Origin of the sequence: Cupriavidus sp. BIC8F (assembly GCF_032465815.1) — a bacterium.
GTDB lineage: Bacteria > Pseudomonadota > Gammaproteobacteria > Burkholderiales > Burkholderiaceae > Cupriavidus > Cupriavidus necator.
Map to the genome: position 1 here is coordinate 4,184,886 of NZ_CP136094.1, position 11,710 is coordinate 4,196,595.

17 protein-coding genes are annotated in these 11,710 nt (G+C 57.5%); 6 read left to right on the forward strand and 11 right to left on the reverse strand.

The features are described from left to right. Positions 1 to 34: 34 nt before the first annotated feature. Positions 35 to 601, reverse strand: a complete 567-nt coding sequence (locus RS901_RS19635; RefSeq protein ID WP_316150604.1) for a phasin family protein — start codon at positions 599 to 601, stop codon at positions 35 to 37. Positions 602 to 1,711: 1,110 nt separating this feature from the next. Between RS901_RS19635 and RS901_RS19640 the strand changes: the two genes are divergently transcribed. Then, positions 1,712 to 2,086 carry a PHA-granule associated protein 4 gene (locus RS901_RS19640; RefSeq protein WP_316150605.1) on the forward strand — a complete coding sequence of 125 codons (375 nt, stop codon included), beginning with the start codon at positions 1,712 to 1,714 and terminating at the stop codon, positions 2,084 to 2,086. 232 nt (positions 2,087 to 2,318) lie between these two features. Then, positions 2,319 to 2,522 (forward strand): cold-shock protein, encoded by a 204-nt coding sequence (locus RS901_RS19645; protein ID WP_316150606.1) that lies wholly within the window; start codon positions 2,319 to 2,321, stop codon positions 2,520 to 2,522. A 138-nt stretch (positions 2,523 to 2,660) separates the two neighbouring features. Here RS901_RS19645 and RS901_RS19650 read toward each other — a convergent pair whose 3' ends face one another. The 3 genes from RS901_RS19650 to RS901_RS19665 all read right to left on the reverse strand — a co-directional run bounded on the left by RS901_RS19650 (position 2,661) and on the right by RS901_RS19665 (position 4,874). Continuing rightward, the gene (locus tag RS901_RS19650; RefSeq protein WP_316150607.1) at positions 2,661 to 3,092 is read right to left on the reverse strand and encodes a GNAT family N-acetyltransferase; all 432 of its coding nucleotides are present in this window, start codon (positions 3,090 to 3,092) and stop codon (positions 2,661 to 2,663) included. Between the two features lie 330 nt (positions 3,093 to 3,422). Beyond that, a complete protein-coding gene (locus RS901_RS19660) occupies positions 3,423 to 4,481 on the reverse strand; it encodes a J domain-containing protein (protein WP_316150608.1) in 1,059 nt (352 codons plus the stop codon). A gap of 120 nt (positions 4,482 to 4,601) precedes the next feature. After that, positions 4,602 to 4,874, reverse strand: coding sequence for an H-NS histone family protein (locus RS901_RS19665; protein ID WP_316150609.1), 273 nt, complete (start codon positions 4,872 to 4,874; stop codon positions 4,602 to 4,604). A 127-nt stretch (positions 4,875 to 5,001) separates the two neighbouring features. Here RS901_RS19665 and RS901_RS19670 point away from each other — a divergent pair, with 127 nt between their 5' ends. Further along, positions 5,002 to 5,325, forward strand: coding sequence for a DUF190 domain-containing protein (locus RS901_RS19670; protein WP_316150610.1), 324 nt, complete (start codon positions 5,002 to 5,004; stop codon positions 5,323 to 5,325). Here RS901_RS19670 and RS901_RS19675 read toward each other — a convergent pair. The 5 genes from RS901_RS19675 to RS901_RS19690 all read right to left on the reverse strand — a co-directional run bounded on the left by RS901_RS19675 (position 5,274) and on the right by RS901_RS19690 (position 7,519). Continuing rightward, on the reverse strand, positions 5,274 to 5,501 hold the full coding sequence (locus tag RS901_RS19675) for a hypothetical protein (RefSeq protein ID WP_316153601.1): 228 nt from the start codon (positions 5,499 to 5,501) through the stop codon (positions 5,274 to 5,276). The genes RS901_RS19670 and RS901_RS19675 overlap by 52 nt on opposite strands. Then, positions 5,462 to 5,710, reverse strand: coding sequence for an HIT family protein (locus tag RS901_RS38890; protein ID WP_410054132.1), 249 nt, complete (start codon positions 5,708 to 5,710; stop codon positions 5,462 to 5,464). Before RS901_RS38890 ends, RS901_RS19675 begins: the two co-directional genes overlap by 40 nt. A gap of 3 nt (positions 5,711 to 5,713) precedes the next feature. Then, on the reverse strand, positions 5,714 to 6,082 hold the full coding sequence (locus RS901_RS19680) for a DUF190 domain-containing protein (RefSeq protein ID WP_316150611.1): 369 nt from the start codon (positions 6,080 to 6,082) through the stop codon (positions 5,714 to 5,716). A gap of 362 nt (positions 6,083 to 6,444) precedes the next feature. Beyond that, positions 6,445 to 6,738, reverse strand: coding sequence for a hypothetical protein (locus tag RS901_RS19685; protein ID WP_316150612.1), 294 nt, complete (start codon positions 6,736 to 6,738; stop codon positions 6,445 to 6,447). A gap of 337 nt (positions 6,739 to 7,075) precedes the next feature. Continuing rightward, on the reverse strand, positions 7,076 to 7,519 hold the full coding sequence (locus RS901_RS19690) for a hypothetical protein (RefSeq protein ID WP_316150613.1): 444 nt from the start codon (positions 7,517 to 7,519) through the stop codon (positions 7,076 to 7,078). Between the two features lie 364 nt (positions 7,520 to 7,883). On the opposite strand from RS901_RS19690, the gene RS901_RS19695 reads away from it, so the two are divergent. From RS901_RS19695 to RS901_RS19705, 3 genes are all read left to right on the forward strand, one after another. Continuing rightward, positions 7,884 to 8,201: a hypothetical protein gene (locus RS901_RS19695; protein WP_316150614.1), complete on the forward strand. Its 318-nt coding sequence runs from the start codon at positions 7,884 to 7,886 to the stop codon at positions 8,199 to 8,201. A gap of 81 nt (positions 8,202 to 8,282) precedes the next feature. Further along, positions 8,283 to 8,714: a GNAT family N-acetyltransferase gene (locus tag RS901_RS19700; RefSeq protein WP_316150615.1), complete on the forward strand. Its 432-nt coding sequence runs from the start codon at positions 8,283 to 8,285 to the stop codon at positions 8,712 to 8,714. A 240-nt stretch (positions 8,715 to 8,954) separates the two neighbouring features. Further along, positions 8,955 to 9,476, forward strand: a complete 522-nt coding sequence (locus tag RS901_RS19705; protein ID WP_316150617.1) for a GNAT family N-acetyltransferase — start codon at positions 8,955 to 8,957, stop codon at positions 9,474 to 9,476. Positions 9,477 to 9,694: 218 nt separating this feature from the next. On the opposite strand, the gene RS901_RS19710 is transcribed toward RS901_RS19705, so the two are convergent. Both RS901_RS19710 and RS901_RS19715 read right to left on the reverse strand, forming a co-directional pair. Continuing rightward, positions 9,695 to 10,561: a CHAD domain-containing protein gene (locus RS901_RS19710; protein WP_316150618.1), complete on the reverse strand. Its 867-nt coding sequence runs from the start codon at positions 10,559 to 10,561 to the stop codon at positions 9,695 to 9,697. A 582-nt stretch (positions 10,562 to 11,143) separates the two neighbouring features. Next, positions 11,144 to 11,590 (reverse strand): hypothetical protein, encoded by a 447-nt coding sequence (locus tag RS901_RS19715; RefSeq protein ID WP_316150619.1) that lies wholly within the window; start codon positions 11,588 to 11,590, stop codon positions 11,144 to 11,146. Positions 11,591 to 11,710 lie beyond the last annotated feature (120 nt).

Sequence of the window (11,710 nt, forward strand, 5' to 3'; positions counted from 1 at the left end):
ACTGTGAAGCCGCGTAACGAGGGCCAAAGCCGAACTACTTTGCAGCTGCATGCGAGGCCTGTGCTGCACGACGTTGCTGGCCTTTCGAGGCCGCCTCCGCAGCAGTATTGAAGCTGTTCTCGGCCGCTTGCACGGCCTGTTTTGCCGTCGTTTGCATCGACTCAAAGAGGGTAGTGGTCGCGTTGACGGCCTCCTGCAAGGCAGCCAGCGGCGCCGCCGGGCCGGCTGGCGCCTGGTTCACCACACCTTCAAGAAAGTCCCGCAGCCCCTGTTTGCCTGCCGTGTATTGGACTTCGGCGACCTTCTCGAAGTCCGCCCGCGTAGCGGCCAGAATTTCGAACAGTTGACGGCGATACGCCAATACGTTGTCGGCTGCGGGTTGAAATAATTCGATTTGCAATTCGACGAATTCTTTCGGGTCCTTGACTGAAAGCGCTTTCCTTACGCAATCCTGTGTCTCAGTCAGCGCCGTTTTCATCGTCTGCAGATTCAACTCCAGCAGTTTTTCGAAGCCATCAAACGCCTTGCCCGTTAGCCCGGCCAAGGTTTCAATGCCTGCGATTTGCACCTTGCTGAATTGCTCGGGGGACCACTGAGTCATCTTGCTCTCCTAAGTGCGGCCCGCCACCTGAGCTATCCGATGACAGCTCTGATGGGGTGGGAACCGAATGAATATCGATTGCGGCATTGCGACTTTGGCCGAACGCGCCGCTAGGTAAGCCCGCGAGAACGCCAGCTCCGACAGTCTCTACGGGTTAGCGCAAGGCGCTTATTGAGAGGCTTGTCGTGCGCGACAATCCGTTGCTTGAACACGCCCGAGGGCTTGGAGAAAAGCGTAGCCTTGGGTTGTGACCCGAGGTCGGCTGTGATTTGGAGCAAGACGTTCGAGCGTAACCAGCTGATGCTCGAGCAGCGCTTCCACATCCGCGCAGTCCAGCTCTGTTGGGTCAGAGCTGTCGTTTAGCAGTACCAGGGTGGCGAACTCATGATGGCTCAGCACAGTTGTCTCCCAAGCTGTAGGTCTATTTTGGCTACGGGACTTTCACTACCGTCCGTGAAAGCTGGCCTGACTTGTACAGGTCGCTTCTTTCCTCTCGGACGCGAGGTCTGGCTGGTGGGCGCTTGGTCGCGCACCCGGAACGGTCATCTTAGCTGCTCGCCACCTTGTGTTCAATGCGACTAGCAGTCATGTTCGGGATAGTCCCTAGAACGCTTCTCGTTCGCCCCCCACCTGCGTGGGGTCTCCTTTTGAGCGGCCAAGGAAATATCACGACATGATATGCATACTAGTTCGCAAGCATCCATTCGCCGACCGACTGGACGGCATGTGTTAGGGCTACTCGCCGAGGTCCGCTAATGAGATGTGGTTGCTGACGGAGGGGATGAGCTTCAAGCCGAGAGAGAACGAACCCCTTTGTGTCAAAAAAAAGAACCCGCGTCGCCGGAGTGGTGACGCGGGTGGTAGCAGGACTTCAGGGCCAGTCTATATTGACTTAGAATTTTCTTACGTCAGAATTAAGAAACACTTTGACCTCAAATCTGAGGGAGACTGAACCACTCCCTGTGGTTGCAAGCAAGTTCGAGCATGATTGCACTTGTGGCTGTGGTACTGCCATTAGGCAAAGTGACCAGAACATCATTGAGTTGAGCTCAATGGGACGTAGAAGACGACCAGCGGCTCGCACGCCGGTAGATTTGAACGGGGGCAGAAATGACGACGGCACGGGCTGGAACCAAAGGGGAAGCCATCAGACTCCTCAATGCAGCAGGGGTTGGACTCGTCGAGCTCGACTACGAGTCCGGGTGGCAAGATGCTTCTGAACTCAGTCACCTGGGCGAGAAGGCTGGAGTCCGCGTAGAGTATCGCGGCCATGAGAGTATTGTCGTCAAGTCGCCGGCGGCACTTGCTGCCGGTCTGAAGCGCCCAAAGCTGACGTTCCGCCAGCGCAATCTTTATTGCCAGTTTGCGCTGACCGAGCTGACTGCCGAGGAATTGGTCTCCTTGGAGACCAAGGCAATGAAGCTTGGAGACTACATCCTGGCCGGGCATCTACTGCGGGACGTCGATACCGTTTGGACTGAATAGGTTCGGCTTATGCAGTTCCTCGAATTCAGCGGGTCCGCAGCGTGCGCACTCAGTCTGTCTCGCTACTCACCGCCCGCTATCGTCAGCCGTCTGGTCGAGAGGGAAACCCCCGAGATGCGGCCACGCATCTCTTCAGCTACGCTACTCGTATGCAGCGTCATACAGCAGAGCGCTGCGACAATTCTAGGGCGGGGCAGCACGAAACCTGTGCTCATTAAATTTCGAGGACGAGATGACGACCGGCACTGTGAAGTGGTTCAATAACGAAAAGGGCTTCGGGTTCATCACGCCAGACGATGGCGGCAAGGACTTGTTTGCTCATCACAGCGAAATCCAAGGCACCGGGTTCAAGTCGCTGGACGAAGGCGCGAAAGTAGAGTTCGAAGTCACGCAGGGCCAGAAAGGCCCACAAGCGTCAAGGATTCGCCGACTATAGTCGCCTGCGCACCTGAGTAGTTCGAACAACAGCCCTCCGCTAACGCGAAGGGCTTTCCTGTCTCCGGTGCGCGGCTCCTCCCTATTCGCAGCGCGGAATTGGCCGAAGCCAGTGTTTCCTGGCCCAGTGCTGCCTGCCTCAAACGTTGAGGTTTCTCCTACGGCGAAATCTCCGCAGGAGTGCATCTGACAACGACAACGCTTCCGGCATTGACTCAAGTTCAACTAGCGGAACGTCGTAGTGGCCCGGCAACCCAAACCGTCCAGCGGTAATGAGCACCGCCTTGGTACAACATTGTGCTCGGGCGCGTGTCAGTACACTGCCAATTAGGCTGGTCGCGATATCGTGCCCATGGAACTCTGTCAGCACCCCGACCGACCGAACGACAATCGTCTCTCCATATTGCTCAGCGCAGGCACAACCCACGACCTGCTCATTCAGCAGCGCAACATGAAAGAAGCATGATGTTTCTGCAGTGATGTCGCTGGGCAAGCCACAACTATCGAGCACATCCGCAATTGCCTGCCGCTCACTCGCTTCTGCCTCCCGAACAATCACACTGCTCTTCATTTCGGGCGCCTCTCCATATCCCGTGCGCATTGAGGACGAAAATTCGGGTTCTAAGGAATATGGTCCCCAGCCTATCACCTCCGTCGCTTAACGGAATATCGGGGAAAACCTAGTTCGTTCGCGACGACCACCCAGTAGCTGTGAGTGACTCTGCCTTGACCGATTACTGACTCACCTAATCGACGTGAAAATTCTCCGGAGATTGCCCAGCGTTCACCGCCCTTCGCAGCCAAGCTGGCATCTCGCCATCGCCATTCCAGTTGACCTTCCGCATTACGGTACTGCGGCGTCGGCTCAATGGTCTGCGTCGGCAGCCTTGAGGCCAGCCCTCTAAAACTCGTTCTCGCTGATTTCGTGAGTCCGTGTGTTACCGTTGAGTACCTTGTACAAGGTGAGCCGAATTTGGCTATATCGCGTGCCGTTGTATTCCTGGACTTCTTCGAGCTCGAAAGGCTCAGAGCGGGAGATTTTGCCCGTATCGAGATTCTGGTAGCGAACGTCAAAGTGCCCCGGCGCGATGTTGGCAAACTCGAACAGGGTCCCCGCCTTGATAAGGGCATATCGCACAGGGCTCTGTTCTCCCCCCTTCAACGAGAACACCTTCAGGAAAACATCTTCATTGTTGCGCGAGTTGTCTATCGTTAGGGTCGACAGTCCTCCGGTTTTGAGAACTGGATAGCCGGGAACATATGCCGTCCTTGCTGGCCATGGTTGACCATTGGGTGCGGTGGCCTTGCGGCTATAGGTCGGAGGAGTCCAGGTATTAGTCGGCGCAGGGCGTGGCACACGAGATACCGCTGCCGCAGATGGCGATACAACCGCTGGGGGCGCGACCGTAGCCTTTTGCTGAGGATAAGGAATTGCCGGCGTCTCTGGTTGATACGTTGGGACAAGGGGTTCGATAGGGCCACTATTCGGTCTGCTTGAGAGCTTCCCTAGCGCAAGAATAAATAGGCCAAAGAGGAACAGTACAGCTAAAATCTCCTTGATAGTCTGGACGGGGCCAAGCCCTTTTGCCGCCTTCACACTGGATGCCGCCCTCGGAGGCTGAGCGGCCTTCCGCGTAGCAGACGGTCGCGGTGGCACCGGGCGAGCTGTCGTGCCGGAATGACTAGCCGAGGCAGCCGAAGCAACGGCGGCAGCCGCACTCCGAGTTTCAACTTTTGCGGCCTTCTCCTGCGCCAGTATCCAGGCGTCATGCTTGGCACGCCTGACAGGGTCCATCAGTACCTCATAAGCCGTGTTGATTATGGTCATGTTCCGGTGCGACTCCGGAGAACCATCGTTCCCGTCAGGGTGATGCTTTTGACTCAGGGCCTTGTATGCGGCCCGGATAACCTCAGGCGGAGCTTCACGAGAGATTTTAAGATTATCGTAATGAGTGTGCATTCTCGATAGCGGCGCGAAGGTCGTCCGCTATTCTATGCTGCGCCCACATAGGAAAATTCCCCCTCAGTAGCAGGGTGCCATTTAACGTGTCGCAGCTGCGCCCCAGTCCCGTTTGGGCACCTAGCTAATGCGGAAATGCTGGGGAGATTGCCCTGCATTCACGGCCTTTTCCAGCCAAGCTGGCATCTCGCCGTCGCCATTCCACGTGTCACCTTCCGCATTGCGGTACTGCCGCGTCGGCTCAATGGTCTGCGCCGGCAAAGGAAGGACGTCATCCAAAGTCAGTCCATATCGCTCCATGGCGTCCCTCACCCAGACTATCGCTGCGTCCCTTTCATCATTCGAGGATGACTCCCCATCGGGACCGCTTCGGTAACGTGATGCTGTCTTCATCGATGGAGATTACACTTGTTGCAGTCGGCTTCTCACCAAGGCAATCTCGGCGTCCACGATTGCGTGCACCTCGAATGCTGCGGCGAAGACCTATGGCCGTGCGGACGTTTGGTTGCAGGAGGGAGCCATGCAAGGATACCAAGTAACCTTCTTTACCCAAGAGGGCCGTCGCTATCACGGTAAGCAACTCTCGCACTGGCTGATGCAAGTGATGCATGAGATGCCCGTCCGGGGGGCTACCCACCTTATCGCAGCGGAAGGCCTCGGGCATGACCACCGATTCCACTCCTGGCACTTCGTCGAACTGGCCGACCGACCGGAAGAGGTAACCATCGTGGCCACCGCCGAGGAGGTGGAGGCGCTGTTCGAACGGCTTGGCCGCGAGCAGTTTCACATTTTCTACGCCAAGACACCCGTCGAATTTGGCGTATTGGGCAAGGCAGACTCTTGAACTCCGCCCCTGGGGAGAATGGCGGCCGGAGGGGCTGGCAGCTCTATTACGGCGTCGACGGGTAGTCTTGCCGCTTCGAAATAACGCCCCGAAACGCCGCCGCGCGGATTCTCGGTGTCGCCAACGTAGCGCGGTATCAAATGCATGTGTACGTGCGGGATGGTCTGGCCGGCCACGGCGCCGATGTTGAAGCCGGCGGGCCGCGCATCTCGACAACAAGCGCATACATCGCGCTGCGCTCTGCCTCGGTGATATCGAAGAAGTACGGCACGTGCCTGTTGGGAATTATCAGTGCGTGCCCCGGCGTGACAGAAACCGGTCGTAGCGAACTTGTGCAAACTCGATGCTCAGGATGACGGCAGCATCGTCTTGGCAAAACGGTCACGCTTCATTCATCGGAAGTCGCTCCCTTAGCAAAGCTCGATTCGCTTGCCGACGGCTGCCCACCAACGATGCCAAACTCGACCTCGCTCTTCGCGTAGAAGAGTTGCAGCCCCTTCTCATCACCGAGGCGCTTGAACACTCGCTCCAGCTCTTCCTCGGTCAGCACCATAGTAATTTCCAAAGGCTGGTCGGGCAGCCCGAAGAAATGATAGCTATGGAAGCCATGGCTGTGACCAATGCCTTCCTGAGCGACCACCATGGTCGCCCCTTGCACGCCAATTGTTTTCAGCGTTTCCATCAACCACTCGTGGAGCAGAACGTGGCCGTGCTTGCGTCCCTGTTGAGTGAAAAAAATGAGCTGAAAGCCTTTCATTCTCGTGCTCCCTCACCGAGCTCCCTCAGTGCCCCACATCCAATCCTGCCCGCCAGCATCAACCCAACGGCGGCACAGAGTAGACCACATCCCAGATGCAGGGCAACAGCTCCCAATCTCAAGAGGAGCCGCCCTTCCTGAATCAACGTTATCACCTAAGGAAAATGTGGAAAACGTTGTGAATCCTCCGAGGACCCCGGTGATGACGCCTAGCCGCCACTCCGGGGTAAGTGGCGCATGCGACGCAAAAAATCCACTTTGACAACCCAATGAGGAAGCCCCCGACGGACGACGTTAGCGAGGAGGGTGCTCAGCGGTATCGCGGCCCCGTAGACTTTCCTGGCTCTCCTGCCACCCCAAACTCAGTGTTTCTGCGCGTGATTGCTCTTGTGATGCATGCGGTTTGCATGGGCCTTTTCGTGACTGGCCCCCTCCGAACTCCTCCGGTCCTCTGCACGCTGCAAGCCTTTGTCACGGTCGCTGGCAAATGAGCCATTGGAATTTGTCATGGCCTCATGGCTTGCGTGGCCTGACACTCCCCCATTGCCGCCGCCAAAACCACTCCCTCCGCCACCACCACCACCGTGCGCAGGGGCAGCAAAGCTCGAACCAATCATCAAACTTCCAACCGCAATTACAAGTGTCCTTTTGAACATGACTTCTCCTTAGATATTGATATATCGAGGATGCCCCTCGTCCGCGCCTATGTCGTCTCCGTGATACCCATTGCGTCCGTGATGTCAATGGCCCTAAGTACTACCCGTACGGACCATAGCCGTATCCGCTATCGTACGGTACCACGGCACAACCGCCGAGCAGCGTGGAGGCGGCAATCAGCAATGCGAGAATTGGTCGATTCCTCAATGACAAGCGCGGAGAGGCCAGGCTGGGTTTCCAGCAAACCAGCGCTCTCCGCAAAGCTCCTGCACTCAGGCTTCGTTGCAACGGCCTTCGCCCTGGCAACGGCCCCTCGGTTCGCCCGATGGGAGCAGCTTACTGCTTCTTCGTCTTATCCACGCTGGCTGTGGCCTTCGCGGCTTCGGGATGCGCCTCGGGCTTCACCACATCCGCCTTGGCCTTCACCTTGTCGGAATCATTCTTTGCTTCGGCCTTCGCCATACCAGTCTCCGTATGGGTAGCCTTCGTCTTGCTTGCCTTGTGGTGCGTGCCCTTGGCTGCGGACTTATTGGTGTTCGCTTTTATGGCAGCCTTTTCCTCGCCGGCGCTAGCTTGAGCCTTTGCTTCTTCGCCCTGCGCGCTGACACCCTTCTTGTCCTTGTCGGCATTTGCCTGCGTGGCGCTCTTTTCCTTGACCACCTTTATCTGGTTCCTTGTCGCCTCGGCTTGCGGCTGCGTCGCGGAAGCCGGTACACCAGTCTGCGCGAAAACGGTACCAACGAGGGCTGCGGAAGCGAGAGCAGCGAACAGCTTCTTCATGACTTGAACTCCTGAGGGATATTTGGCAGCTCGGCAATGCGCCGTGCATACCGGCAAAAACGGTACTGTCCCGAGCCGAGTTGACTCAGAACTCGTGACAATCCGTAAGTTCTGAAACAGGCGAACTTAACTCGCGCGCACGGCCGAATGCGCCTCCACCCCAGCCTGGGTCTTCGTCCTTTTGGAAGTACTCCGACTTCGGTCCACGCTGAAAATGCTCGGTTGTTTTGTTGCCCCAACAGTCCGGCTGGACACCTAGCCCCCCCCGACGTCGCGTTACAGAAAGTCACCGCTGTGCGAATCTGCTAATACACTGTCGACCCGTGCTGACCTAGATTCTCTGCAAGAGAAAAAGGAGAAAATCATGCGAAAGGCCGCATCGCTCTTGCTTCTAGTCGGCGTTACCGCGCTTGGCTCCAACATGGCTGAGGCGCGGGTGGACGTCGGCATTGGTATTGGCTTCCCTGTGCCAGCGGTTGTCGCCCCGCCGCCCGTCTACTACGAGCCGGCTCCGGTGGTCGTCCAGCCAGGGCCCGTGGTAGCGGCTCCGGCCTACTACTACGATGACTGGCAGGCCCGTGCCTGGAGAGAGCGCCAATGGCGCGAACAGCGATGGAGGGAGCACGAATTGCGAGAGCGCCGACGCGAATGGCGACGCTGGCATGACGACTACGATTACTAAGATGGGTGCGCGCTATGCTGGTGAGTAGCAGCCGGAACGCCGAGGCGCTGGTCATCACTCATTGGGTTCACATGTAACGCCATGAGGCCGCGCCGTGCGACCAAGGCAGACCTTCGTGATGTGGAAGCATTGCTTCGGTCGTGCTCGCTGTCCGTTAGCGGAATACATGGCGAAGCGGTGCAGTTTCATGTCAGCCGAGACCGGACCGGCCTCCTTGGGTGCGCCGGTATCGAAGAACTAGGCGGCAAGGTTGGCCTGTTGCGAGGGGTCGCCGTGGCGGAGCGCGCGAGACGTGCCGGCCTGGCCGCACTACTGGTTTCCGCACTGGTGACCGATGTACGTTTGCGCGGTATCGAATCCCTGGTCCTCAGAACTGAGACTGCCGCCGGCTATTTCTCTCGTCTTGGCTTCACGCCAGTCGACCGTGCGGCCATATCTCACAAACTGCTGGCTTCTCGTGAGTTCTCGGATACCGGGACCAGCACGGCGACAGTCATGAAAGCTGAGCTCTAGCGTCTGCTCCAGCATGTGTCGTTAGCCATCTCCGTGCCTCCGAGCGTTCGCGCCTTCGCTCAGCAACCGAGCGACCGTCCTTTCTTCAACGACAGAACTCTCACATTGTGTATTGGGGTCGACGTAGTGTCGAGAACGTCAATCGCAATCGCTTACAGACCGCCCCTTTGTTCGATGATAGCCTTTCCGAACTTCTATCGGCGGTGGTATGACCGCCGGATGACATTCCAGAAAGGCAACATGAATGCCTTCAATATTATTAGATGCGCGCCGCAGGCCTTCTTGGCCGAAGAGGACGCACACAGGAGTCACATCATCATGCTGACCGGCGTTGTTCTACGTTCGGCCTCTCGTTCAGATTGGCATCACATAGCTGCGTTGCTCGAACGCTGCGGCTTACCGACCTCGGATACTTCAAACATTATCGAGAGCTTCCAGGTTGCGCTGTATGAAGGCCGCATTATTGGATGTGCGGCAGCGGAACATCACAGCTCGAGTGTTCTAATTCGCTCAGTAGCCGTGGAACCAGCTTACCGAGACAGAGGCATCGCAGGGTGTCTGGTTGAAACACTATTGATGCGGGCACGCGGCACAGAAGCACGAGATGCTTATCTCTTCTCCACGGTGGCTCCCGCTTACTTCGCTCGCTGGGGATTCTCGCTCGTCGCGGATGAAAAGGTGCCACTGGAGGTGAAGTCATCGCCCGCAGTCCAGCGCGCGGCACAAGCATCGGCGCTTGGCATGCGATGTGAGCTGCAATAGCGAGAGTGTCTCGTTGGATGCCAATTCAACGTTACTAGCCTGAGGTCCCGCTGACTACAGCCCCTGCAACATACTACCAGCGAGGATGGCAAGGCAAACTGGTCTTCGCTGTTCTTACGAGGGAGCTTTATCCCCCTTGTTTTTAGGCATCCAGCTTGCGCTTGCTTTGCCAGCCAATTTGGTCGACTGTAGGAACAGTCGCAGTCTGGGGGCTCATCTCAGCGTTGTCGCGACAATTCCTGCAATGCACGTACTGCTTTTCGACGTCTGACCTTCTTTTCTTTTTGAAGCCATTGCATGAACAGCTCGCGTGCCGGCGCGTACTCCGTGAGTGCAGGCAGTTCGGATATAGACGTTGACGCGACGACGACGTCGTTCAGCGCACCAAGCGCTCCCTGGAGCTGCGCGAGACGCGCAATGCGCTTACGGTCCACCTTCTTGAGTACAGGCGAGAAATATTCAAGCAGATAACGCAGCCGCTTAATCTGGATTCGAGTCTTGTGTAGTACAGCCAGGTTGCCATTCCTAGCACGGGGCACCAGCCTGTCGAGCCGGCGGGACGCCGCTTTGACACGTGCCCGAGCGAGTTCCACAATGGACTTGGACTCCTTGGTTTGGGCCACCGGAACTTGGTCGATAGCGGCCGTGAAGGCAGAAAGCAGCTGACCGTGCGCCGGGGAGCTGATGGCCATGCGGCTTTCCTCGCGAGCACTGTGCCTGATACCCTCGAGGGCCTCAAGGAATATCAGCGCGGATGGATGGCTCGACGGAACTGCGGCGCGCAGTAGGTCGTCAATGATGACATCCCAGTTCCGTGGAGCGCCAATTCGGTTTGCCATGTCCCCAAGTTGTTCTCGCCAATGCTTGGCGAGCCCCTCTGGAAGTAAGGCCTGATAGGCCCACAGGAGCGCTCGGAGCCTGCGGAGCGCGACCCTTAGTTCATGGCCAACCTCGGGGTCATTACTCACGAGATAGTCTGAGGAAGAATGCTCTAATGTCGCTACATCCGAAGATATCAGTCGAGGAAGAACGGTGAGCGCAGGGGCTCCCGGGTGTAACTCGGATGACGCTGGGCGACTAGCCATCGGCTTCCCCGAGGAGGGCTCAATTAAGGCGCACGGTGAGCGCCGAACCGAATTTGTAGTCTAGTCGCCTGAACGGCTACTCGAGGCACGGCATCCGGTGATGTACCTCACGTACCTTCGAGGGACGTCCGCGTGGCGCCTAAGATTTCTGGGGCGACGCGGTCGGAGCCGGCATGGTGGGCCGGGCTTGCTAAAAGATGGCGGCGAGCCGTATACGGCACATATTGGCGCTGTTCGTAGAGATTCTTGTGCGACGGCTCGTGTTGACTCGAACGCGAATAATGTCCGCCATGAGCGTCATATTGTTGCAATAACAGGGCCGTATGATTGGGCCAAATCGAGTCGCAGCTACAGAATTACTAACAATTCGTTGCGTATGAACCGTTGAGGTGGGCCATATGCCGACTTGATGCACGTCGACCAGACGTAACTCTGCAGAAGGCACGGATGCCGGAGAGCGTTCGGCTTCAGGTGCAAGTTAGGTGGACGTGATTATTGTCGCGGGGGTTGTCGGAGCCATCCACATTGGATGGCTCCTTTGTTTCGGTCGCGCCTTCTGTGAAGGGGACCCGGAGCGCTAGCTTAGGATTTTGCAGGGCGTCCTGTCTTGACTGCCTCGACTTGCGCAACAACGCTGAGTAGCCTCTTTTCCGAGAGGGCTTCGAGGGCCAGGAGTCCCGCCCTTAGCAGCTCACTCTTCTTCACCTGGACGCCACCAGCCAAGCACTTCCGCTTCAGCTCAGCCAACTTTCCATAGTCGTGCTCCGGCATGGTGAAACTATCCCGGACAACCTTCGGCTTCTTGGGTGGTTTGTCTGCCGGCGGTGCCGCACCATTGCTCGGCTTCTTTGCCTTCTTCGAGCTGGAAGCCCCTCCATCAGTCGCTGCTGCCGCGTCAGCCGAGACCTTCGTGGCAGAAGCCGCCTTCTTTCCAGGCTTGCCGGCGCGGAGCTTGCTATCGGCCACTTCCTCGCCCTTTGCGTCCGGTGCTAACGACGCGGCCGCCTTCTTCCCTGATTCGCCTGACATCAAATCCTCCATTCCTATGCATCCTCATTAATACAGTATATATAGTATTTACGATTTCGACTTCGGTGGTCCGGTCAGGCCCGGCTTGGCTTTGGGACTCCAAGGAAGGAAGTCACGTGG